This window comes from Roseibium sp. QJM3NY_11, assembly GCF_056173175.1.
On sequence record NZ_CM149660.1, the window covers coordinates 2,326,244 to 2,350,162 of the forward strand.

21 protein-coding genes are annotated in these 23,919 nt (G+C 60.3%); 7 read left to right on the plus strand and 14 right to left on the minus strand.

Annotation, left to right across the window (positions count from 1 at the left end; translation table 11 throughout):
* Positions 1 to 222 precede the first annotated feature (222 nt).
* Positions 223 to 585: an Hpt domain-containing protein gene (locus AC0VX3_RS10660; protein ID WP_342892063.1), complete on the plus strand. Its 363-nt coding sequence runs from the start codon at positions 223 to 225 to the stop codon at positions 583 to 585.
* A gap of 118 nt (positions 586 to 703) precedes the next feature.
* Positions 704 to 1,024: a 2Fe-2S iron-sulfur cluster-binding protein gene (locus AC0VX3_RS10665; RefSeq protein WP_342892064.1), complete on the plus strand. Its 321-nt coding sequence runs from the start codon at positions 704 to 706 to the stop codon at positions 1,022 to 1,024.
* A gap of 24 nt (positions 1,025 to 1,048) precedes the next feature.
* Here AC0VX3_RS10665 and AC0VX3_RS10670 read toward each other — a convergent pair whose 3' ends face one another.
* Positions 1,049 to 2,275: an MFS transporter gene (locus tag AC0VX3_RS10670; protein ID WP_475524689.1), complete on the minus strand. Its 1,227-nt coding sequence runs from the start codon at positions 2,273 to 2,275 to the stop codon at positions 1,049 to 1,051.
* A gap of 235 nt (positions 2,276 to 2,510) precedes the next feature.
* Between AC0VX3_RS10670 and AC0VX3_RS10675 the strand changes: the two genes are divergently transcribed.
* Both AC0VX3_RS10675 and AC0VX3_RS10680 read left to right on the plus strand, forming a co-directional pair.
* Positions 2,511 to 3,299: an AraC family transcriptional regulator gene (locus AC0VX3_RS10675; RefSeq protein ID WP_475524690.1), complete on the plus strand. Its 789-nt coding sequence runs from the start codon at positions 2,511 to 2,513 to the stop codon at positions 3,297 to 3,299.
* A 67-nt stretch (positions 3,300 to 3,366) separates the two neighbouring features.
* Positions 3,367 to 3,795, plus strand: a complete 429-nt coding sequence (locus AC0VX3_RS10680; RefSeq protein WP_342892067.1) for a universal stress protein — start codon at positions 3,367 to 3,369, stop codon at positions 3,793 to 3,795.
* A gap of 5 nt (positions 3,796 to 3,800) precedes the next feature.
* On the opposite strand, the gene AC0VX3_RS10685 is transcribed toward AC0VX3_RS10680, so the two are convergent.
* The 7 genes from AC0VX3_RS10685 to AC0VX3_RS10715 form a co-directional block, all read right to left on the minus strand.
* Positions 3,801 to 4,976, minus strand: coding sequence for a vWA domain-containing protein (locus AC0VX3_RS10685; RefSeq protein ID WP_475524691.1), 1,176 nt, complete (start codon positions 4,974 to 4,976; stop codon positions 3,801 to 3,803).
* A gap of 120 nt (positions 4,977 to 5,096) precedes the next feature.
* Positions 5,097 to 6,260, minus strand: coding sequence for a polyphosphate kinase 2 (gene ppk2 / locus AC0VX3_RS10690; protein ID WP_475524692.1), 1,164 nt, complete (start codon positions 6,258 to 6,260; stop codon positions 5,097 to 5,099).
* Between the two features lie 105 nt (positions 6,261 to 6,365).
* Entirely contained in the window at positions 6,366 to 7,406 is a 1,041-nt protein-coding gene (locus AC0VX3_RS10695) for a YcjF family protein (protein ID WP_475524693.1), read from the minus strand.
* Entirely contained in the window at positions 7,403 to 8,917 is a 1,515-nt protein-coding gene (locus AC0VX3_RS10700) for a YcjX family GTP-binding protein (protein ID WP_475524694.1), read from the minus strand. Before AC0VX3_RS10700 ends, AC0VX3_RS10695 begins: the two co-directional genes overlap by 4 nt.
* An 81-nt stretch (positions 8,918 to 8,998) precedes the next feature.
* Entirely contained in the window at positions 8,999 to 9,523 is a 525-nt protein-coding gene (locus AC0VX3_RS10705) for a SixA phosphatase family protein (protein ID WP_475524695.1), read from the minus strand.
* 63 nt (positions 9,524 to 9,586) lie between these two features.
* Positions 9,587 to 10,123 carry a hypothetical protein gene (locus AC0VX3_RS10710; protein ID WP_475525163.1) on the minus strand — a complete coding sequence of 179 codons (537 nt, stop codon included), beginning with the start codon at positions 10,121 to 10,123 and terminating at the stop codon, positions 9,587 to 9,589.
* A gap of 122 nt (positions 10,124 to 10,245) precedes the next feature.
* Positions 10,246 to 11,091: an AAA family ATPase gene (locus AC0VX3_RS10715; RefSeq protein WP_475524696.1), complete on the minus strand. Its 846-nt coding sequence runs from the start codon at positions 11,089 to 11,091 to the stop codon at positions 10,246 to 10,248.
* A 312-nt stretch (positions 11,092 to 11,403) separates the two neighbouring features.
* Between AC0VX3_RS10715 and AC0VX3_RS10720 the strand changes: the two genes are divergently transcribed.
* The 3 genes from AC0VX3_RS10720 to AC0VX3_RS10730 all read left to right on the plus strand — a co-directional run bounded on the left by AC0VX3_RS10720 (position 11,404) and on the right by AC0VX3_RS10730 (position 16,260).
* Positions 11,404 to 12,786: a flagellar hook protein FlgE gene (locus AC0VX3_RS10720; RefSeq protein ID WP_475524697.1), complete on the plus strand. Its 1,383-nt coding sequence runs from the start codon at positions 11,404 to 11,406 to the stop codon at positions 12,784 to 12,786.
* A gap of 70 nt (positions 12,787 to 12,856) precedes the next feature.
* The gene (locus tag AC0VX3_RS10725) at positions 12,857 to 14,710 is read left to right on the plus strand and encodes a flagellar hook-associated protein FlgK (RefSeq protein ID WP_475524698.1); all 1,854 of its coding nucleotides are present in this window, start codon (positions 12,857 to 12,859) and stop codon (positions 14,708 to 14,710) included.
* Between the two features lie 14 nt (positions 14,711 to 14,724).
* Positions 14,725 to 16,260 carry a flagellar protein gene (locus AC0VX3_RS10730; protein ID WP_475524699.1) on the plus strand — a complete coding sequence of 512 codons (1,536 nt, stop codon included), beginning with the start codon at positions 14,725 to 14,727 and terminating at the stop codon, positions 16,258 to 16,260.
* A 102-nt stretch (positions 16,261 to 16,362) separates the two neighbouring features.
* Here AC0VX3_RS10730 and flaF read toward each other — a convergent pair whose 3' ends face one another.
* From flaF to AC0VX3_RS10760, 6 genes are all read right to left on the minus strand, one after another.
* Positions 16,363 to 16,737 (minus strand): flagellar biosynthesis regulator FlaF, encoded by a 375-nt coding sequence (flaF, locus tag AC0VX3_RS10735; RefSeq protein WP_475524700.1) that lies wholly within the window; start codon positions 16,735 to 16,737, stop codon positions 16,363 to 16,365.
* Complete coding sequence (flbT, locus tag AC0VX3_RS10740; protein WP_348149331.1) at positions 16,619 to 17,113, minus strand: flagellar biosynthesis repressor FlbT; 495 nt, start codon at positions 17,111 to 17,113, stop codon at positions 16,619 to 16,621. Before flbT ends, flaF begins: the two co-directional genes overlap by 119 nt.
* A 91-nt stretch (positions 17,114 to 17,204) precedes the next feature.
* Entirely contained in the window at positions 17,205 to 18,698 is a 1,494-nt protein-coding gene (locus tag AC0VX3_RS10745; RefSeq protein WP_475524701.1) for a flagellin N-terminal helical domain-containing protein, read from the minus strand.
* 286 nt (positions 18,699 to 18,984) lie between these two features.
* Complete coding sequence (locus AC0VX3_RS10750; protein WP_475524702.1) at positions 18,985 to 20,487, minus strand: flagellin N-terminal helical domain-containing protein; 1,503 nt, start codon at positions 20,485 to 20,487, stop codon at positions 18,985 to 18,987.
* Positions 20,488 to 21,027: 540 nt separating this feature from the next.
* The gene (locus AC0VX3_RS10755; RefSeq protein WP_475524703.1) at positions 21,028 to 22,530 is read right to left on the minus strand and encodes a flagellin N-terminal helical domain-containing protein; all 1,503 of its coding nucleotides are present in this window, start codon (positions 22,528 to 22,530) and stop codon (positions 21,028 to 21,030) included.
* A 707-nt stretch (positions 22,531 to 23,237) separates the two neighbouring features.
* Complete coding sequence (locus AC0VX3_RS10760; RefSeq protein WP_342892082.1) at positions 23,238 to 23,633, minus strand: flagellar protein FlaG; 396 nt, start codon at positions 23,631 to 23,633, stop codon at positions 23,238 to 23,240.
* Between the last annotated feature and the right edge of the window lie 286 nt (positions 23,634 to 23,919).

Sequence of the window (23,919 nt, forward strand, 5' to 3'; positions counted from 1 at the left end):
ATTCAAAAAAAGACCGGAAATGCAAGGATTTTTTAAGCCGCTTTTGCCGGGCACGTTAAAACACGTTAACCAAGAAATCAGTTTTTTGGGGACTTTGCCGTGATCGGCCCGATCGGACGCCCCGCTTAACCCGCTGTTTGGGGATCCGCGCGCACACTGTTCGACATCACGAGCCTGCGGCAGGGTGCCGTCAGGCAGGCAGCGCGTAGCGTGGAGCACAGCATGGCCTCTTCTTCCCTGGCCCGTATTGCCGGTCAGACCGGCTCTGTGGCACCGATCGATCTGGTGCAACTGGCCACCAACACGCTGGGCAACCGTGATCTCGAGGTCCAGGTCCTGCATCTGTTCAAATCCCAGTCGACCAACACGCTCGAGCGGCTCTCAGGTGAAGCGGACACGGCCATCCGGCTCGACCTCGTGCACACGCTGAAAGGCTCCGCGCGGGCAATCGGCGCCGAACGGGTCGCCCTGGCTTGCGAGACCCTGGAAAACCGGATGCATTCCGGCATGGACGGGTCGACGACGGATCTCGCCGCTGTGGTCGACGAGGTCAATGCCTACATCCGGGATCTTCTGGAAGGCTGAAATTCCGTCCTGGCCGGTGTCAGATTGACGCGCAGACAAGGCAGGGTCCTTGACCTTTCGTGTGGAATCTTTATGTCGGTCAACTGGGATCCTCATTTCCAGGGCTTGGACGCGACATATGCCGAAAATCACATTTGTAACCGCTGACGGAAACCAGACCGACGTGGACGCCTCTGAAGGCTCCACGGTGATGGAGAACGCCATCAAGAACATGGTTCCGGGAATCGAAGCGGAATGCGGCGGCGCCTGTGCCTGCGCCACCTGTCATGTTTATGTCGACGATGCCTGGAAAGACAGGACCGGGTCTCCGGAGCCGATGGAAGAGGACATGCTCGACTTTGCCTATGACGTGAAGCCGAACTCGCGTCTGTCCTGCCAGATCAAGGTCACCGGTGACCTGGACGGTCTCGTGATCCATGTGCCCGAGCGGCAGGCCTGACACCGGCAATTCCGGCTATCCGGCTCACTCCGCCGGCTGAGCCAGCGGTTTCCGGTACCAGAAGTCGACCTCCCGGCCCTTGTCCGGATTGCCGGGTATCAGGCTTGCGAGGAAAAGACTGACCGCAGCCATGGCCGCGCCGGCGAGGAATACGGCCGCCGGCGATACCAGCCAGATCAATCCGAACAGAACCGGTATGAACACGGCCGCGATGTGGTTGATCGTGAAAGCGACACCCGCTGTCGGGGCGATGTCCGCCGGGTCTGCGATTTTCTGGAAGTAGGTCTTGATCGCGATCGCGATGGCGAAAAACGCGTGATCGATCACGTAGAGGCTCGCCGCCAGGGTCGCGTTGGTGACGAACGCATATGTCGTGAAGACCAGGATCAGGCCGGCATATTCCAGGATCAGGGCCTTGCGCTCGCCGAAGCGTACGATCAGCGCGCCGATCTTGGGGGCCAGAACCATATTGAAGGCACCATTCAGCAAAAACAGTCCGGCGACCTCGTGGACGTCGTAGCCAAAACGCTCGACCATCAGGAAACCGGCGAAGACGGTGAAGATCTGACGCCGGGCACCGGCCATGAAAGTGAGGGCGTAATAGAGCCAGTAGCGCTTGCGCAGGATCAGTTTCTTGTGCTGCGGCACGCCCTCTCGGAAGTGCGGATAGGCCATTATCAGGAAAGCCAGAACGACCAGTGTCAGCCCGCCCGCGATTGCGAAGACCGCGGTGAAGGACAGGTCGAATGTCTTCCAGGCGACGAAGATCAGGCCGTAGGCGATCAACTGGGCGAAGGCGCCCACGGAGATGATCTTGCCCATGCTGGCAGCCGCCGTCGCCTTGGGCAGCCACTGCAGGGACAGGGACTGGGCCATGGTCTCGTAATAGTGGAAGCCGACCGACATGAGCAGCGTGGTCAGATAAAAGCCGATCGCCGTGGGAAAATAGCCGGTGATCGCGACGCCGACGCCGAGCAGCAGCAGGGACAGATAGGCCAGCGTCTGCTCGCGCATGACAAGCAGGAGATAGACGGCGAGAAAGCTGAGGAACCCCGGGATCTCGCGGATGGATTGCTGGATCCCGATTTCACGTCCGGTGAAATCCAGTTCCTGAACCGCGAAATTGTTCATCAGGTTCCACCAGGCCGCGAATGACAATTGCATGGCGCCGGCCATGATCATCAACAGAACGGTCGGCGAGCGCCAGCCTTTGAGGTCGTCGGGGTGCGCATTCTGCGTGAAGTAGGTCATTCCGTGGCCGTGCAATCTGGAAAATGTTCAACAATATCGAGACACGCTTCTAAACTGATCCCGACCTTGCGTGTTAGCGCCGTTTTGTCATGAAATGTTGCTGACTTGCCAAAATCCCTCGCTTTCCGCACTATAATCGAACGGCATGAACGCATTGCCCCGGGCGGACCCGGCGTCAGGTCATGCCAAAGCGGGTTGATCACCCCTTTTTGGCACAAGGATCGCGATCGGTATCATGAGCATACATCCGGAACTGGCCGAATTTCCCCGGGAGGCGATCGCCGCTCCGATCATTGGCTACGCGCGCACGCGACGGCAAGGCAAAAACAACGACTGGCATGCGCATGACGCGGCCCAACTGTTTCATGTGGTGCGCGGATCCATCGCCATCGACACCGACATGGGCACCTATTTCGTGCCCCCCGAGCGGGCCGTCTGGCTGCCGCCCAGGCTCGGGCACCAGACACGCTATCTGACGGACACCGAATTGCGCTACATCTACGTGCAGTTCGAGCATGCCAGGGACCTGCCGCAGACACCGCAAGTGATGCAGGTGACGACGCTCCTGAGGGCCCTGATCCTTGAATTCATGTCCTATCCGCGCGCCCAGACCGCGGACGGTCCGGCGGCAAGGATCGCCGGGGTGATCCTGGACCAGCTCAAGATGCTGCCCGCGGCGCCGTTGCAGTTGCCCATGCCGCAGGAACAGCGGTTGCGGGACGTGTGCGAAGGGGTGGTCCGCTGCCCGGCCCATGTGCCCTCGCTGTCGGAGGCGGCAGAGCGATGCGCCACGTCCGTGCGTTCCTTCGAACGACGGATCAAGGCGGAAACGGGTCTGAGCTACCGGACATGGTGCCGGCAGGTGAAGCTGTTCCGGGCCCTGGAACTGCTGGCGTCCGGCCGGAGCGTTTCCGATGTCTCCCACAAGCTTGGTTATGAGGGCCCCAGCGCCTTCGTATCGAGCTTCAGGAAAGCGTTCGGGGTTACGCCGGGCCGCTATTTCGGCGGCGGCGAAGCCGATTGATCTGGCTCATGGCGGCCCCGCGTGCCGCGTTCCAAAAAGAGGGATAATCTTTTTGGGGAGACATGCCATGTTCAAGAAAATCCTCGTGCCCGTCGATCCTGCCGAAACGGGCTTTGCCGAGGACGCGCTCGCGAAAGCATCGCAAATGGCGCGCGATTACGGCGCAAAGATCCATTTGCTGGCGGTCTGTCCGGAAGTCCAGAGTTTCGTGGCCAGCCAGTTGCCGGAAGGGTGGCAGGAACGTGAATTCGATGAGACCGGCACCATTCTCGACAAGATCGCAGCCGGTCTCGACGTACCGGCCGGGGCGGTCGACGTGACGGTGCGAATGGGGTCCGTCTATCACGAGGTGATCGAGGAGGCTGAAAAGGCTGCCTGCGATCTTGTCCTGATGACATCGCACAAGCCTGGTCTGTCGACGTATTTCGTCGGCTCGAACGCGGCCCATATCGTCCGCCATGCACCGTGCTCGGTGCTGGTGCTGCGCGGCGATTGAGGGCTTTACCTGGCGAGTTCCTTCATCGCCTCGCTCAGACCCTCGACGGTCATCGGGAACATCCGGCCGTCCATCAGTTCGTTCAGCATCTGGATGGAATGGGTGTAGTGCCAGTGTTCCCGGCGCACGGGATTGAGCCAGACCGCGCTCTTGTAGAGCCCGGTCAGCCGCTCCATCCAGGCGGCTCCGGCTTCTTCGTTCCAGTGTTCCACCGAGCCGCCCGCATAGGCGATTTCGTAAGGGCTCATGGAGGCGTCGCCGACAAAGATGATCTTGTAGTCCGCCGGGTATTTGTGCAGCACGTCCATGGTGTCGATGCGTTCGGTGTGGCGGCGCCGGTTTTCCTTCCAGACATATTCGTACAGGCAGTTGTGGAAGTAGAAATGCTCCATCACCTTGAATTCGGACCGGGCCGCTGAAAACAGTTCCTCGCAGACCCGGATATGGTCGTCCATGGACCCGCCGATGTCGAAGAAAAGCAGCACCTTGACGGCGTTGTGCCGTTCCGGGCGCATCTTGATGTCGAGCAGGCCCTTGTGCGCGGTAGAACGGATGGTGTCATCCAGGTCCAGTTCGTCGGCCGCTCCCGTGCGGGCGAAGTTCCGAAGGCGTTTCAGGGCGACCTGGATATTGCGGCTGCCGAGCAGCTGGGTGTCGTCGAGATCCTTGAACTCGCGCTTGTCCCAGACCTTGACCGCGCGCCGGTGCCGGCTTTCGTGCTGGCCGATGCGCACGCCTTCCGGGTTGTAGCCATAGGCCCCGAAAGGGGAGGTGCCGGCGGTGCCGATCCACTTGTTGCCGCCCTGGTGGCGCTTTTCCTGTTCTTTCAGGCGCTCGCGCAATGTCTCCATCAGCTTCTCGAAGCCGCCGAGGGCCTCGATCTGCGCCTTTTCCTCGTCGCTCAGGTGCTTTTCGGCAAGCTTGCGCAGCCAGTCTTCCGGGATGTCGGTCTGAGGGACGTCACTGAGAAGATCCAGCCCCTTGAAGACATGGCCGAAGACCCGGTCGAACTTGTCCAGGTTGCTCTCGTCCTTCACCAGGGTCAGGCGGGCGAGAAAATAGAAATTCTCCACGCTCTTTTCCGCCAGGTCCCGGTCGAGCGCCTCCATCAGCGTCAGGTATTCCCTGAGCGAGACCGGAATTCCCGCAGCTTTGAGTTCGGTGAAGAAGGTGATGAACATGGCGCGGACCCTACCGCTTCCCCCTGATCCTGTCGAGCAGCCAAAAGGTGTTCGCGAGGCCGGACACCGGGGGCGGGCGGACGGGGATTGCCTGTCCACCCGAGCGGTTTCTTGGACTGATCAGCTGTCGCCGGAGCGGCCGCCTTTCAGGTCCGGGTGCAGTGTCTTGCCGAGGATGTGACTGTCGCGGCCGATGACATGCTGGCTCGAGCCGACGATGAGCGGGTCGGGGTTGCCGACAATCCTTGTGTCCTTGTCCGGGTAGGGCAGGGAGTTGAGGAAATGTTCCAGACAGTTCAGACGGGCGCGTTTCTTGTCGTCGGACTTGATGACAGTCCAGGGCGCGTCGGCCGTGTCCGTATAGAAGAACATGGCCTCCTTAGCTTCGGTGTAATCATCCCATTTGTCGAGAGAAGCCTTGTCGATCGGGGACAGCTTCCACTGTTTCAGCGGGTCCTTCTCACGTTGCTGGAAGCGACGGAGCTGCTCCTGGCGGGTGACGGAAAACCAGTACTTGAAAAGAAGAATCCCGTCGCGCACGAGCATGCGTTCGAGCTCGGGAGCCTGGCGCATGAATTCAAGGTACTGGTTCGGGGTGCAGAAGTTCATCACCCGTTCCACGCCGGCACGGTTGTACCAGGACCGGTCAAAAAGGACGAGTTCACCGGAAGAGGGCAGGTTTTCCACGTAGCGCTGGAAGTACCACTGGTATTTTTCGCGCTCGGTCGGTTTCTGAAGAGCTACGACGCTGGCTCCTCGCGGATTCAGATGCTCCATGAAACGCTTGATGGTGCCGCCCTTGCCGGCCGCGTCGCGCCCCTCGAACAGCAACACCACACGCTTGCCGGATTCCTGGATCCAGCGCTGGGCCTTCAAGAGCTCAGCCTGCAGCCTGGCCTTGCGTTTTTCGTATACTTGTCGGCGCAGCTTGGTCGTGTAGGGGTATTCGCCGGTCTCGAACACATGATGGATGGCCGATGGATCATGACGCATCTGGGCCAGCGTGTGCAGGGTGGTTCCGCGAGGCGGCCTGGCTTCCGCGACAGGCGAGGCGTCAGTGGTCGTTGCCTCGGCCTCGCGGTGCTCGGGCTCGTCGCCTGAGGCTTTGGGACTGCGAGACCTGGATGCCTTTTTTGCGGCGGTCTTCGGAAGTTTTTCTGACTTTGTCGTCCCGGTCGCCATCGCCGCCGCGGGAGCGGCTGCAGGCGTTACTGTCTCATCGACTTTTTTTGCTGCGGATTCGGCATCAGTGACGGAATTGGTTTTTCTCGTGAGCACAGGCATGAATATCCCCTTGTTCTGAACACGGGGTCGGTAACACCTGGTTTGATCTGGCGCATTGATGCCGCTCAAATCTTGTGATCCGCGACGGAAAATTGCTTTGCCGGATCATTTTTCCGGAGCGTTTTTTTCTGCCGTGCGCACCAGCTCTTTCATGAAATCCGACGCCCTCGGGCCCGGGCCGTCGATGAACGGGGCGGGCCGGCACACGGTAATGGTGGCGATCCCGATCCGTGCGGTCAGGAGGCCGTTGACGACCCCTTCGCCCAGACGGGTGGACAGACGGGCGGCGAGGCCATGGCCGAGCAGATCCGATGTGAGGCTGTCGCCGGCAGCCATGCCGCCGGTGATCGCCAGGTGGGAAACAACCTGTCTTGCCAGGCGCAGGAACCCAAGCGTGCCGGGCCGGCCGCCGTAGAGTGTGGAGACCCGCCGGATAACCCGCAGGTTCTCGAACAGGACCATCAGGAGATCGACAAGAGCCCTTGGGCTCACGGCGGTGACGATGGACACCCGCTTGGCGCTGTTGAGCACGATCCGGCGCGCTTCCAGATCCAGCGGCCGGAGCAGATCGCGTTCGGCGAGTTTGACAAGATCCGTGCCGTCGATGATCTCGCGCATGTGCCCGTTCAGGGCCGTCCGGCCCTGTGCGGTCTCCGGACGGTCGCGGTAGAGCGCGAGCAGCTCTCGCAGCCCTTCCGTGGCGGCTCTTGTGTCGTCGGTTTCGGCGGCGTCCAGAAGCCTGTCCCTGAGATGATCGATCTTGCCCAGACGGACAAGTCCCGCAATTTCCCGCACGATCAGTCCGAGCAGACCGAGGGCCGCGACACCGGCCAGGGCCACGCCCAGCCAGCCGAGCCATTCGGTGCGCGAGAACAGGTCGCGGATCAGGCTGTCCACGGCCAGGCCGACGGCAAGCGAGACAAGGCCCGACAGGCCGATCATCAGCCACTTGCCGAAACCGAAGGCCGTCTTCGGTGTGCTCACCTCGCGGGGCAGGCGGGGCTCTTCGTCGTCGGCAACGGTCGGGGTGACCAGGGCCTCGTCCGCGGACGCGCGCGTTGTTTCGCCATCGCTCATCCGGACCTTGCTGTCATCGAGGCGGAAGGCGGCCGGCTTGCGTCCGGAGGGGGGCGTTGATCCGGTCATGCCAGTCGGTCTCCGATCAGGAACTCAAGCGCCCGGTCCAGGCGGATATGGGGCAGGGACAAGGTCAGACCTTCCGCGGTGGTGTCCAGGACCGGCGGACGGAACCGCAGAAACTGAAGCTCGGCCTGGGCGGTTTGAAACTCTGGTCGAACTCCTTCAGAAACCGAGTCATCCTTTCCAAAAAGTGATTCAGGATCCTTCGGCAAGTCCCCGGGAAACATGGCTATTTCCGAGTTGCCGTCGTAGGTGTCGCCGTGCAGGCGCTCTCCCGGCAAAGGGGTGCCCAGAATGGCGGGCAATTCGTCGCCCCGGTGCTTGACGGTTGCCTCGCGCGTTGCGCGCACCGCGGCTATCGCCAGCACGTCGACCTCCGCGCCCTTGAACCGGGCACGTTCCTCGGCGCGTGCGACCAGCCGTCTCAGGATGGCCTCCAGCCGGTCGTGATCCGTGCGGTGCAGATGGTCGGCCTTTGTCGCGGCGAACAGGATCCTGTCAATCCGGCGCGACACGATCGAAGACAGCCAGCTGCGTTTGCCCGGCCGGAACGCACCGAGCACTTCGCTCAGCGCCACTTCCAGATCCGCAACCGCATGAGGCCCGGCGTTGAGTGCGTGGAGCACATCGACGAGCACGATCTGACGGTCGAGCCGGGCGAAATGGTCCCGGAAGAACGGGCGCACCACGTGGGACTTGTAGGCCTCATAGCGCCGCTCCATCATGGCACGCAGGGTGCCGGACCGGGCGGCATGGGCACCCTCGGGAATATCGAGCGGTGCGAAGGTCAGGGCAGGGGATCCGTCCAGGTCACCGGGCATCAGGAAGCGGCCCGGCGGCAACATCGACAGGGCATGGGCGTCGGCACGGCAGGCCGCCAGATAGGTCTTGAAGTCCTCGGACAGCTGGCGCGCCGCAGGCTCGCTCTCGGGCGCGTCGGGATCGGTCCGCGCGAGTGTCTCGAAGAACGGCGCGGCGATTTTCGCGCGGCTGCCCGCGCGGGCCCGCTGCAGGGCCTCGGCGGAAAAGGACGCATAATCCTTGTCCAGCAAGGGTAGATCGAGCAGCCACTCGCCGGGATAGTCGACCAGGTCCAGATGCAGGCGGCCGGGTCCGAGCTTGCGGTAGAAATAGGAGCTGCTTTCGTAGTCGATGGTCAGACGCAATTCCGACACCTGGCGTGTGGACTCGGGCCAGATCCGCTCGCCCACGAGTGCGCGCACATGAGCTTCATAGTCGAAGCGCGGCACGGCGTCGTCCGGCTGCGGCTGAAGGCTAGCGCCCGTCATCCGCTGCCCGGCTGCCGCTGAAAACAGCGGCAGTCTGCCCCCGTGAACGAGGTTGTGGACGAGAGCGGTCAGGAAAACGGTCTTGCCGGCTCTTGCAAGCCCGGTCACCCCGAGCCTGAGGCTCGGCACCGTCAGATCCGTGGCCGCATCGGCCAGGTTCGCCAGCGCCAGCCTGGTTTCCTCGGTAAGTGTCGTCAGTGGGTTCACATGCGCCTCCAGCGGCTTCATGTAGGCGCGGGCCGGCCCAAGTGCAAATGGAAGACCGAAGCGCTGTCTTTTGGAACCGTGCGTGGTTGTCTCGAACGTGGCCTAAGCGGGATCGTCTTTCAGGTCGCGGGGCTTGATGAACCTGTCGAGATGGCCGGTCCCGGGCTGCAGCTCGGACCAGTCGGCGATGTCGAAATCGATCACCGCGAGACCGGCGGTGGGATATTTCTCCCTGAGATCTGCAACAGCTGCCGCATCTGCGGTTCCCGTCAGCGTGAGGGCTGTGTTCTCCATTGCCGGGTTGTGGCCGATCACCATCAGGCTTTGCGCCCGTCCTCCCTGTTTGCGGATGAAGCCAAGGTAATCGCCCTCGCTATCGCTGTAGAGATCGGAAAGAAGATGGATCTGCGCTTCCTGCGGAAAGCCGGGCAGGAGCCGGGCAAGCGTTTCGCGGGTCCTCAGGGACGTGGAGCACAGGATCTGACTGGGCAGCAGGCCGTTGTCCTTGAAGTAACGCGCCATCTTGAACGCGGCGGCCTTGCCGCGGTTGTTCAGGGGGCGGTCGAAATCTGCCAGATCAGGTTCCCCCCAGTCGGATTTGGCGTGTCTGAGCAGTAGGAGCCGCATGTTGGTATCCAGTTCTCGTGTTGCGCAGGCTGGACGCGAAACCCGGCCCTTTTCCGGCCGGGGTCAGTTCTGGCTGGCAAGGGCCCCGGTGAAGGCGGCCACGGCCGGGCCGACCTCGATTTCCTGGGTCGGCAGCGTATAGGACAGCCAAAGGGTAAAGTCCGCCTTCGCGCCCGAAAAGTACCACAGGGTCTCGCACAGACTGGTCGGCGTCCAGCTGCGCGTACGAAAGGAAATGCCGGAAGCGGCCGCGCCCGACAGCTTGATCGGCTCGAAACCCGCCGCCTTGTAACTTCTGGAAAAGGCGAGGGCTTCGCGCCGGCCGCTGCCCTCGATATGCTTGCGCAGCACGGCGGTGACACCGTCGCGGCCGGTATAGATGCAGCCGGCGAGGCTGACCTCGTTGCCTTCCATCACCTTGATCCGGTAGTAGGAGCCGATCATGTCGGGACAGCGCAGACCCGTGAAATGGCGCAGGCCGCCGACATCGCTCTGCCAGCCGGCATCCTTTTCGGGCGGAACCTGGGCACAGGCGAGGCCACCTGGACCGGTCAACAGGCCGACGGCGGCGAAAACAGATATCAATGCGGCCAGTCGCATCAAGACGGTCTCCCGTGTCGCCGGAACGGCGGATGCCCGCTCAGCCCGGCGGATCAGCCGACGGTTGAGCGGACGCTCGATTTCAGAGCAGTTTGCCCGCCTCCGGGCGGACAAGGACCGTTCTAGCTTCTTTCCCTGCGTGCCATGAACGCGAGCCGTTCGAACAGGTGAACATCCTGTTCGTTTTTCAGCAGCGCGCCATGCAGCGGCGGAATCAGCTTGGCACTATCTTGTTGACGAAGCGTTTCAGGGTCAACGTCCTCGTTCAGAAGCAGCTTGATCCAGTCGATCAGTTCCGATGTCGAGGGCTTTTTCTTCAGGCCCGGGACATCGCGGACATCGTAGAACAGCCGCAGGGCTTCAGACAGGAGCCTTTGCTTGATCCCGGGGAAATGAACTTCCACGATTTCCGTCATGGTGTCGGCATCCGGGAACTTGATGAAATGGAAGAAGCAGCGGCGCAGGAACGCGTCCGGCAGGTCCTTTTCATTGTTCGAGGTGATGATCACGACCGGACGCTGTTTCGCGCGCACGGTCTCGCCGGTCTCGTAGACGTGAAACTCCATCCGGTCGAGTTCCAGCAGCAGATCGTTGGGAAACTCGATATCCGCCTTGTCGATCTCGTCGATCAGCAGGACCGGCTTCACGGGCGCGTCGAAGGCTTCCCAGAGCTTGCCCTTGCGAATGTAGTTGTTGATGTCCCGAACACGCTCATCGCCCAGCTGGCTGTCCCGCAGGCGCGACACCGCATCGTATTCATAAAGGCCCTGCTGGGCCTTGGTGGTCGATTTGACATGCCATTCGATCAGAGGCGCCTCCAGGGCACCTGCCACCTGTTCGGCAAGGACCGTCTTGCCGGTGCCCGGCTCGCCCTTGATCAGGAGGGGGCGCTCGAGCGCGACGGCCGCATTGACCGCAATCCGCAGGTCCTCCGTCGCTATGTAGTCTGCAGTTCCTTCAAAACGCATGTGGCCGTCCATTCCTCGTCATTCCGGCGCAAGGTGGCAGGCCGGGACCGGCGACGCAAGCCATTAAAAGGCAGGGGTCCCGGTGCAATCCGAAAGGGACAGACTTGCCGATCAGGCGGGGAAGAAATTGCCCGGCAGGGCGGTGCTTGCCGGGGCGTTAGGGCGGATTCTTCAGCGGAATTGTTCTTTTAACTTATTGAAATTGTTTAATTAATGCATCTTCTCTTGGGGTTGGCACGGGCTTTGCGTGAACAGGCCGATTGTGGGCGCATGCCCGGGTCAGCAGTGCCCAATCTATAAAGAGGACCGAAAATGGGTATTTATGGGGCTATTAATTCGGCCGTCTCCGGACTGGCGGCGCAGGCCACGGCTCTGGAGAACATTTCAGGTAACGTCGCCAACTCGCAGACGAGTGGCTACAAGCGGCTTGATACGACATTCTCCGACATGGTGTCCGGAGGCGGGGCGATCCAGGCCCAGCAGGTCTCCGGAACCACCTTCGCCACCTCCCGCGCGACGAACACGGTGCAGGGCGACATCACGTCCGTTGATGTTGATACCTACATGGCCATCAACGGCGAAGGCTACTTCGTCGTCACCAAGGCTTCGGACGTGGTCGACGGGTCGACCACATTCGCCGAGGAAACCTACTATACGCGTGGCGGTGATTTCGAGCGGAGCAAGGAAGGCTACCTGATCAACGCGGCAGGGTATTACCTGCAGGGGTTCGAACTTGATCCGGATACGGGCAATGCGATCGGTGATGCTCCGACGGTTGTCCAGATCGAAAACCAGCCTCTGGCGGCCTCCGCTACAACAGCGGTCGACTACCAGGCCAACCTGCCGCGTGTTCCCGATACCGAGGACTATGACGGCACGGACGAAGACACGGCCCTGCTGGCCGCCGCTGTCGGTGCGGGCAACGTCGCCGTTGCGGACGAGCAGGACTTCCTCGACAGTTCCATTTCCGGCGGGTCGATCACGATCTACAATGAAAACGGAACCGCAATGAACGTCGAGGTCCGCTACGCCAAGACGCTGAACTATGATTCCGTCGGTCCCGTGGCCGACACATGGTCCATGTACATCGGGTCCGGCGGCGATGTAACCAACGCCTGGTATGATGTCGGCGATGTCGAATTCGATACAACCGGTGCCCTGAGCGGAATGACCGCGGGCGTGATCGGCGCCGTGAACGGCACCAGCGACGGGTTCACCGTCGCCTCGCTGACGATCGGCAGCACCACGGCCGCCAATGTCGAGTTCTCGTTCGCCAACGGATCCCTGACCCAGTATTCGGACCCGGACGGCACGGCCAGTTCCGTTTCGCTTGATCAGGACGGTTATGCGGCCGGTGAACTGACCAGCGTTGCGGTGGATGAATCGGGCCGGGTGATCGCAAACTATTCCAACAGCCAGCAACGTGCGGTCTATGAAATCCCGCTGGCGACGTTCGAGGCCGAACAGAACCTCCAGCGCGTCGATGGTGCGGCGTTCTCGGCAACGACCTCGTCCGGCGAAGCCGACCTGAGCGGGGGCGGACAGATCCTGTCCAACAACCTGGAACTGTCGAACGCCGATATCGCGGATGAATTCTCCAAGCTGATCATCACCCAGCAGGCCTATTCCGCGAATTCGAGGATCGTCACGTCGGCGGACGAGATGCTCGACGATGCCCTGAACATGGTCAGGTAACAAAACGGACCGGCGGGCCTGACCCGCCGGTCTCTCCGGCCTAGTCGCGTTTCACGAAGGAGAAGCCGCCATGGGATTGACCAGCGCCATGAATACGGCGGTTTTCGGAATCACTTACAATCAGCGCCAGTTGGACGTGACCGCGACCAACATCGCCAACGCTGACACGGTCGGGTATTCCAAGAAAACCATCTCCGCCAACGTCTTTTTCGACGGGTCGGGCAATGTCGCGGGCATGAATGCCGCGGAAGTCCGCCGGATTGTCGACGAGCAGATCCAGACCGACTATTTCAACTCCCTGGCGGATACCAACTACTCAAGGCAGATCTCGAACTTCACCGACCGGCTTGACGACATCTTCGGGACGCTTGACGACAAGAGCAACCTGACGTCGCTGGCGGGCGACCTGGCTTCCTCCTTGTCTATTCTGGTCAATGATCCGGGCAATTACGCCGCCCAGAGCGACGTGATCGCGGTGGCCGACGCCTTCGCGCGTGAATTGAATGCATCCTACCAGCAGATTACCGACCTGCGTCAGGAAGCCGATCATGCGCTGGCCAGCCAGGCGGACAGCGTCAACGGTCTGCTCGGCAGCATCGAGGATATCGATGCCGCCATCCGGGATGCGGCGCAGTCCGGCATTTCGACGGTGGACATGGAAGACGAGCGCGACAGGCTCGTGGAACAGCTTTCCGGATATCTGGATGTCGACATCTCCAAGGGCGCGAACGAAACGCTCTTCATCCAGACAGCCGACGGCCAGCAGCTTTACGCGGACAACAAGGCCTCGACCCTGAGCTTCTCGCAAACGCATTCGCTGCAACCCGGTGAGAGCGGAAACTCGGTGTATGTGACGACACCGGGGGGGACGACCTTCGACCTGATTTCAGGTTCGCGCTCGGGTGTCATGGTTGCGACCGCCGAACTCAGGGACGACATTCTCCTTGAAGCCCAGGCGCAGCTGGATACGATCGCGGCCGAGGTCTCCCTGGCCTTTTCCAATGTCACGGTGGAAAGCACGGCGGTGACCGTCGGTCTCGACGACGGTTTCGATCTGGATGTTTCGGCGCTTCAGTCCGGCAACACCATCACAGTCGAATATACCGATACCAGCGGTGCGGCGCAGACCGTGACGCTGGTCGGTGTTGACGATCCGGCATTGCTGCCGCTCGACAATTCCGCGACGCCCAATCCGGACGACACCGTCTTCGGGATCGATATCTCGAGCGGGACGCCGGCAACCTATATCGCCGATATCATCACCGCGCTCGGTGCAACAGGGCTTCAGGTCAGCAACAATGGCTCGGACGAACTGCGTGTCCTTGGCGACACCGGCGGGCCGACAACCGTCGAGAGCCTGACCGCGGATGTCACGGTGACGGCGAACAGCGATCAGGGCCTCGGTCTGGCGATCTTTGTCGACAGCCGGGACGCACCGGAACTCTTCACCGACGCGCTGGAAGATGGTGGCCAGCGGATCGGTTACGCCAATGCGATCAGTGTCAATCCGGACCTTCTCGCAGACAGCGCGCTGCTGGTGAACTACCAGACGACACCGTCTGCCAACACCGCCAACGATCCTGCAAGGGTCAAGTATCTGTCAGAAGCGATGACCACGGCAACGACCTATTACGACCCCGGTTCGGGGATCGGCACGTCTTCCTCTCCGTTCCAGGGCACTGTCCTCGACTTCGTCAACCAGACCGTCGCCTTTCAGGGAAACCAGGCCGAGGATGCGGCGACCTACGCGGATTCCAAAGAAGCACTGACGATGAACCTGGCGATCCGCTACGAGGAGAGCTACGCGGTCGATCTGGATGCGGAACTTGCCTTCATGGTCCAGCTTGAAAACGCCTACGCAGCCAATGCGCGCGTCATGCAGACCATCAACGAGCTCTTCGACGAGCTCCTGAACATCGTTTAAGGGTTAGGTGCGTCATGGCCATTTCCAATATCACCACGTCCCGGAGTTATCTGACCCAGCAGCTTGGCGAGCTGAACGACAAGCTGACGGAAAAGACCACGCAGCTTGCCCGCGGCAAGGTCGGGACGACCTTCGGGGAAGTCGGCGACCGCCGCCTCCTCGACATCCAGCTGACCCAGAAGGTCAGCATGATCGAGACCTACGAGCACACCATCACGGTCGCCAACCTGCATCTTGAAACGGCAAACATGGCGCTCGACCGGCTGGAGGATCTCCGGCAGGACGCAAAATCCGCCCTGGATACCAATGACTTCGTGATGCAGTCCGACGGTCAGACCCAGACCCAGTCGCGGGCGGAGCTGCTGCTCACCGAAACGCTCAACATTCTGAATTCGGAAGTGGCCGGCTACTACGTGTTCGGCGGCACGGACGCGGTGAATGACCCGGTCGCCACCATGGACACGATCCTGGACGGGGCAGGGGGGCTGGACGGTCTGCGCAGCTATATCAGCGAGTTTGCATCGGCCAATCTCGGCGCGGGAAACAATGGCCGGACAGACACGTCGGCCCTTGTGACCAACTATGCCGGCATTGTGCCGACGGATTCCACGTTCACCATTTCCGAGGATGGTGCCCACGACTTCGGCTTCGACATTGCCGCCGTCACCTCGACACTGTCCAACGTGACGGTCACCGGGCCGCTGGCGGCGGATCCCGACAGCGTCGATATCCAGTTCACGGGGCAGCCGGAACTCGGGGAAACGATTTCTCTGGAGCTGACCCTGCCGCCCGATCATGCGGAATCGATCATGGTCGAGTTCACGGCGGCGACCACGAACGAAGCCGACGGAACCTTCGCGATCGGCGCGGATCTGGAAGAAACCGCGCAAAACCTGCGCGACCTGCTGGAAGCCGAGATCGAGAACCAGGCCCAGACCACCCTGCGGGCCGTTTCCGACGAGTGGGCGGCGGAGGAGTTCTTCAGTACCTACAACGGCGAAGAGCCGCAACGTATCGACGGGCCTCCCTATGATACGGCGACAGCCCTGATGGCTGGCGGCGCGACCACGGTGGAATGGTATACCGGCCGGAACACCACGACCACGGACCCGCGTGACGACAAGAGCGCGGTGGTCGACAGCAATCTGACAGTGGACTACGGCGTTCGCGCGAACGAGACCCCGCTCAGGGAGCTGGTTCAGTCACTGGCGGCGTTCGTCGCCGCGGATTTCTCCGGCGGAACACAGGTCGACGAGGAATATTACAACGCCTTGTCGACCAACCTGAGAACCACATTGCACCCGCCGGGCGTTGACCAGTCAGGGATCGTCGATATCGCGACGGACATCGCGATCACCCACCGGACCGTGTCGCTGACCGGCGACCGGCATGTGCAGATGAAAAACACCTATGAAGGCACCATTGCGGAAATCGAGGGGATAGATCAGGACCTTATCGCTGCGGAGATCCTTCAATTGAAGACAAATATCGAAGTCTCCTATCAGGCCTCGTCGATCGTCTTCAACCTGACCCTGTCCGATTATCTCTGACAGTCCGTGTGACTGACGCAATTCCGGCCCGGGCCGGAGGCAACAAAAAAGGCCGGTCGCGGATGCGCCGGCCTTTTGTTCATCGGATTGCGTGTATTCAAATTATTCCGGCCGGGACCTCAGACCCTCGGCAATCGCCCGGTTGATGTTAATGAGAACACCGACCTTGGTGACGTTGTCGGACGTGATGATCGCCATGGTCTGCTTGAACACGAACACGCCCAGAGAGGCTATGTTGTTCTTGATGTCCTGCGGCAATTCACTCTCGACGCTGGTGGCCGAAGTCACCAGGATCGTCCAGAGCTTGCGGTTGTAGACCAGTACGTCGTCTTTTTCCGCCAGGGAAGAGTCGTCCCATTCATCCTTGATCAACTGAAGCCGGGCTGCGGCTTTCATCAGCAGATTCGCTTCCAGCTCCCTCGGTGACACTGCCACCTGGCTCGCTTTCTGGTAAGCCTGCGCTGCCTGTTTGTACATGGCTTATCAGCGTCCCTTCATACTCAATGAGCTTACGTGCTTCTTTCAGTGCTTTATAGAAGGCGCCGGTTAGAATGGCGTTACTAATCCTGGTAACATAGGGGATCGTGCTCGGCGCGGCCTTTACAATGTCATTGACAAGAGTGAAGTAGTTCTCCTGAATTCTCTCTATGTCCGTTGACAGATACATCAGCTGAACGGCCAGATAGACCCGTTTGGCCGGTGTATCGGCGGTGGCCGGCGTAAGAATGTCCTTCTCACGCAGAATGGGAGCCTGGCCTTCGATAAAAAGGCGGGTTCGCTGATTGTCATTGGTGATCACACTGTCGCCAATGATAATCCGTTCGCCCGGTTTCAGCTCGACCTTGAGCGCCATTCCGTGACCTCCACGCATGAGTATCGCTGTAAAACGTTAACGAAACAGTTAACGAGTGTCCTCGATACCTTAATGATACAAGCCCTCGATGTTAACCGAACAGGCTGAGAACACTCTGGTCCGCCTGGTTCGCAAGCGACAGAGCGGTTGACGAGAGCTGCTGACGTGTCTGCAGGGCCAGCATGTTGGCCCCTTCCTCGTTCATGTCCGCAATGGTGAGTTCACCGGCGCCGACTTCAAGCGTATTGATCAGGTTCTCGGTGAAATCCGTTCGGATCTCCACCGTGGAGAGCGCCGTGCCCATTTGCCGGGCTGCTGACCGGAGCTCGTCCAGGGCCGCGTTGATCGCCTGAAGGGTCCGGTTGATATCCGTGTCGGTCTTGAACTCGGAAGCCGCCGCCGCCAGGTCCACCGTGCTCGTGGCGCTGCCCAGCGTCATCCGGTTGAAGTCGACGTTGTCGCTTGAGATGCTGAAGGAGACCTCGCCGATCAGGCTGATGCCGCCGCCGGAGAAGGTGGCGTCCAGACCCTTCACGTTATCCATGAAGGTGACCAGATCGCTGACGGTCGTTTCGTCATCCAGTTCTAGCGAGGCCGGTTCGAAGCCGTTGCCGTCGGTGATTGTGATCGTGTCGCCTGCCTGAAAGCCACCGGAGGAGATCAGGGTGGCGGTCGAACTCAGCGGGGTGACCGACAGCGTCGATGTCGTGCCGCCGGTTGCGCCACCGTCGGTGGCCGTGCCGCCACCGGCCGCGTCCTTGGAAACGTAAAGCGGATTGTCGAGGCCGGACACGATGGTGATCGAATCGGTATCTTCGTCGAAGCTCGCATGAACCCCACTCATATCGTTCAGGGCGTCGACATAATCCTGCACGGTGGTGATCGTCGTGCCGATCGAGAGGTTGGTGGTCCCGGAGGAGTCGGTCACCGTGACCACGTCGCCGACAGACCAGTCGCCCAGATCGCTCAGGTTCGACGACGCCTGCAAGCCGGTGAGAGTCAACTGCGTGGTGCCGCCGTAAAGATTGAAGGAGGACGTGCCGGTGCCACCGGGATCGAGATCGTCCAGGTTCAGCCCGTCATCCAGCGAGGTGTCCGTGAAATCGACCGGATCGACCGTCAGGTTGGACGTGCTGTCCTCGTTGAAGATGACTTCCAGTTCGTTGCCGGCACCGGCCAGAAGGTTCTTGCCCTTGTAGCTGGAATCCCGCGCCATGTCCTCGATCTGCTCAAGCAGATCGTTGTACTGGGCCGTGAACTGCTTGCGCTCGTATTCGCTCGAGGTCTGCAGCGCCTGATTGGCCATTGCCTTGGCTGTCTCGACCAGCTTCGTGATCGACGTGATGCCCTTGTCCGCGGCCCGGATGGTCTGGACGCCCTGTCCCATGTTGTCGAGCAGCTTGGTCAGGTCGCTGGCCCGGTCATTCAGGGACTGTGCGGTGAAAAAGGAGTTGGGATTGTCGAGCGCGGTGTTGACCTTGAGGCCGGTCGCCAGCCGCGTCTGCGTGATCGACTGCAGGTCAGCCGTCTGTTTAAGTGACAGGAGATTGTCCCGGACGGCACTTGAAAGAACAATATCAGGCATCAGACTTCACCGTTTCCTATTCAGTACACCACGAGTGGCTTGCAAGACCGCAAGGTCGAGCCATGTGCCCTCGTCGCAAATCTGAATAGAAAGTTAATCACTGATGCGCAGGTTAACTTACTGTAAATAAAAGTTACCAAAAGGTTTCTTGCAAGACATTGAAAATATGCAGAAAATCGATGTTTCCAAAGTACGCTTGCGTTTGAAAACGAAAACGGCGGACCAATGATCCGCCGTTTCCAGGTGCCGTTTTGGTGAATCAGCCGCGCGGCTGATTCTTGCTTTCCTAGAAGAGGGATAGCACTGTCTGATCGGCCTGAGAGGCGAAGGACAGGGACGTCGAGGCAAGCTGCTGACGGGTCTGCAGGGCCAGGAGGTTCGCGCCTTCCTCGTTGGTATCGGCCAGGGTCAGAAGTCCTGCACCTTCCTGCAAAGTATTGATCATCGTCTTTGTGTAGTCTTGACGGATCTCTACAGTGGACAGGTTGGTACCGAATTCGGACGCCTGGGAGCGCAGGTTGCCGAGAGCGGTGTTCAGGCGGTCGACAACCCGGCTGATGTCGGAGTCGGTCGCGAACCCGCTGTCGGATATTGCCGACAAACTGACGCCGCTCGTGTTGACTGCGAAGCCGTCGGAAGCGAAATCAGTGTTGTCACTGGTCAGGGACAGGTCGACTTCGGAGGTGATGTCCAGGCGGCCCGAGGATGTGTTGAAGGCCGCGTCAACACCATTGAAGTCACTGATGAAATTCTCGAGATCATCGACCGTCGTGTCGTCCTCGATTTCCAGTGAGCCGAGTTCGAACCCGTTGCCGTCCGTCAGTGCCAGCGTGTCGCCAACCGCGAACGAACCGGTATCGGCCAGAAGCGACGTGGAAGTGGCCAGTGCCGTTGCCGCGACTTCGAAGGTCGACAGGGCAGCGGAGTGCGTGTCAACCGTATCCGAGATGTGGAAGTCCTGATCACTGTAGATGGTCAGTTCACCGGACGTGTCGTCAAACTCGGCACGAACACCTGCAATGCCGTTCAGGCTGTCAACCATCTCCTGAACTGTCGCACCTGCGGTCACCGTACCGGCACCGGCAATGACAGCGTTCGGGGATGCGATCGCGTTCACGAATTCCAGAGTGGTCGTGGTGGAGATCACGTTGGAATCAGACAGAGTGGAGCTGGAGTTCAGCGTCGTGGTGCCGTCCGTCAGGGTGATGGTGGTCTTGCCGCCCTGCAGGGTGAACGAGGTCGTCGCGCCCTGGCCTTCTTCCAGATCCGAAAGGTTCAGACCAGTGGACAGAGAGGAGTCGGTGTAGTCGACCGCGTCGATCTTCAGCTTGGACGTGGAGTCCTCGTTGAAGATTGTGGTGAGGTCGTTGCCTTCGCCGGCGAGAAGATTCTTGCCCTTGTAGGAGCTGTCCTTCGCGATATCTTCGATCTGCTCGAGCAGGCCATTGTACTGCTCGGCAAACTGCTTGCGCTCATACTGGCTCTGGGTCTGCTGGGCCTGGTTGGCCTTTGCCTTGGCGGTCTCGACCAGATCCGTGATGGTCTGGATGCCCTTGTCGGCTGCCTTCAGGGTCTGCAAGGACTGGCCCATGTCTTCCAGGAGGGTGGACAGGTCGCTGGCGCGGGAGTTCAGGCCGGAAGCCGTGAAGAAGCTGTTCGGATTGTCCAGCGCGGAATTGACCTTCAAACCGGTGGCCAGTTTGTTCTGGACGCCTGCCATGAAATCAGCGGTGGATTGAAGAGTGAGGAGGTTCTGCCTTACGGCAGCAGACAGAGTAATGTCCGCCATCTGAATATCCCTTTCCTGGGTCACAATGTACGACTGCTCTTCCTGAGCAGGTTGAGGACGATCATTCTCCGTTAACCTTAATCAATGGTTAAGCGCTTGAATTTTGGGATTGGCAGAGCGTTGTCGTGCTGTCGATGCCTGCCAGGAATCGCGAAGGACGCTGCGTTTATCGAGGCTGCGCGGGTCGTGGAAATCGCATTGTGATAAATGCCGAAAAGCGGCGATGGCCGGCAGATGTCCCTGCTGCGGGCGCGGATTTCCGCTGAATCTGATGGGCCGGCCGAAGCGAGACGGCTCCGGACAGAGGAATCGGAAAATTTTTTTGACGGGCGCTTGTTGTTCTGCCGGATCCGCCTTTTGCGGACTGGAAGCACAAGGCGTTTATGCGCCGAGATCTGCGTCTGAGGCTGCGTCTGCGGCTGTCACGGGCAGGGGGGCAGGCTGATTGGCGCGATTGGGCACCGGTTCGCAGGGGCCGGACCCCAAAAAAGAAAAAGCGGGCCGAAGCCCGCTTTCCCGTGTTTTTTGTCGTCTTCGTTCTTAGAAGAGACGCAGAACGTTCTGATCCGCCTGTGCCGCGAAGGACAGCGAGGTGGATGCCAGGCTCTGACGTGTCTGCAGAGCAAGAAGGTTCGCACCTTCCTCGTTGGTGTCTGCCAGGGTCAGGAGGCCGGAACCTTCTTCCAGAGTGTTGATCAGGTTCTTGGTGAAGTCCTGACGGTTTTCCACGATGGAGAGATTGGTACCGAATTCAGACGCCTGTGTCCGCAGGGAGCTGAGCGCCGTGTTCAGACGGTCAACCGTGCGGTTGATGTCGGAATCCGTTGCAAAGCCACTGTCGGAGATCGCTGAAAGCGAAACACCGGAGGTGTTGGCCGTGAAGCCGTCACTTGCAAAGTCATCGTTGTCACTGGTCAGGGACAGGTCGACCTCGGAGGTGATGTCCAGACGCCCCGAAGAGGAGTTGAACGATGCCGATACACCCTGGAAGTCATTGACGAAGTTTTCCAGGTCGTCAACGGAGGTGTCGTCTTCGATTTCCAGAGCACCAAGTTCAAAGCCGTTGCCGTCGGTCAGCGTCAGCGTGTCACCAACTGCGAACGAACCGGTATCGGCCAGAAGCGACGTGGAGGTGGCCAGTGCCGTTGCTGCGACTTCGAAGGTCGACAGGGCAGCGGAGTGCGTGTCAACCGTATCCGAGATGTGGAAGTCCTGATCACTGTAGATGGTCAGTTCACCGGACGTGTCGTCAAACTCGGCACGAACACCTGCAATGTCGTTCAGTCCGTCAACCAGGTCCTGAACACTTGCGCCGGCGGTCACCGACCCGGAGCCGCCAATGACAGCGTTCGGGGATTCGATCGCGTTCACGAATTCCAGAGTGGTCGTGGTGGAGATCACGTTGGAATCAGACAGCGTGGAGCTGGAGTTCAGCGTCGTGGTGCCGTCCGTCAGGGTGATGGTGGACTTGCCGCCCTGCAGGGTGAACGAAGTCGTCGCGCCCTGGCCTTCTTCCAGATCCGAAAGGTTCAGGCCGGTGGACAGGGAACTGTCGGTGTAGTCGACTGCGTCGATCTTCAGCTTGGACGTGGAGTCTTCGTTGAAGATCGTGGTGAGCTCGTTGCCGTCACCGGCGAGCAGGTTCTTGCCCTTGTAGCCGGAATCCTTGGCCAGATCTTCGATCTGGGTGAGGAGGTCGTTGTACTGGCCCGCAAACTGCTTGCGTTCGTACTGGCTCTGGGACTGAAGCGCCTGGTTGGCTTTCGCCTTGGCGGATTCAACCAGCTTGGTGATGCTGGAGATACCTTCATCCGCAGCCTTCAGGGTCTGAACCGACTGGCCCATGTCGTCCAGCAGAGTGGACAGGTCGTTTGCACGGGACGTCAGGCCGGAAGCCGTGAAGAAGCTGTTCGGATTGTCCAGTGCGGAGTTCACTTTCTTACCGGTGGCCAGTTTGTTCTGGACATCGGACATGAAATCGGCGGTGGACTGAAGGGTGTTCAGGTTTGCGCGAACTGCGCTGGAGAGAGTGATATCGCTCACAATGTTTCCTTTCTAGGAGTACAAGATACAAGGATCCTTCCTGGATCCGGCGCTCATCTATCCGTGGTTTGCTGAAACAATTTCTAAAGAAACGTGGTTAGCACATGTTAACCTTAACAGCCCGTAAAACTGCCTAAGTAAAGCTGAAGGTCGATTCCGTAAAAGCTTTTGATTTCAAATGCCTGGAAGATTCGACCTGTTTGCCTGCCGGTGTGCCCCAAGCCCGTCGATCGGGCGGGGAAATCCCCCGCGTGCGGTCGCAATCCGGTCAGAACCGGCGCCTTTGCGCCAAAGGTCTTAACGCGTCCCGGCGGCTCGCTGTCCCACTCACCAGAACAGGGGTCTTTCGGACAGCCGGATCGAAACCGGCCGGCCGGAAGAAATAGTGCGGGCAGGCTTGCGCGGGCGCTTTGCAAGGCTGGAAAAACGGAGCCGGCAAAACTGGGGAGACAAACGAGCCTGGCGAAACGGGGTTGGCAAATCGGGGAGGGGCCCGGAACAGGCGGAAGGAACTGGAAACCGCCGGATGTCGACTTTCCGGATTGCCTGCGGCGGGGGAAGGGGGAAACCAACCGGCCTGGTGCGACATGGCCTGGCGGACAGATCATGTCGCCGTTCGAGCAGCCGGGAGCTGTCAGGTGGGCCGGAGCGCACCTTGAGACACTGTCAGGCGGTGACTTGTTTGTCGCGGCTGGTGTTGTGCAGTGTCAGACGACGCGCTGGAACGGCTGAGCCGGTTCCTGCGTCTGTTGCGTTTCGACGGTTTTCGCATAGGCACGCATGCGCAACAGTGTTTCGCTCGGAATTTGTCGAACGACCTGACCCGTTTCCGTGTTGGTCGCGACGTAGACGAGGCTTTCACTGTCCGGATCGATCACGTTCTGGCGTTCGACGGTCGGCGCAAGCTGCTCGGCAAGCGAACGTTGATCGCGTTCGTTGTTCGCGGATCTCTGGCTGTTGTCCGTTTCCGTCGACGGCGTTACCGTTTCTTCGACCGGCAATTCCGTCTTGGAGGACGGCTCGTTCTGTTCCGAAGCCCGTGTTGCCGGCGTGATCGCCGTGTAGGTCGGCGATGGCGGCCGGGCCAATCCCGTGTCCAGCATCATTCCCTCCGGGCGGTTGATACGATTACCCGTTCAAGGCCCAACTTAACGTAAGGGAATGAATGTTCCGTTCACGGAATGATTAGAATTTTAGCGAACCCGGCTTATCCGTCTGGAGCCGTTCCAAAATGTCGTCTTGTACCCTCCGGCGCCATTTCAAAGGGTATCAGCAGCTTTCACATGGCCGGGCCAAACCAGGAGACGCCACCCATCAGCGGCCTGTCCGGCCGCCTCCCGCGCTCGACCTGCGTTGGGGGGGGCACCGTCTTCGACGCGCTGATCGTGA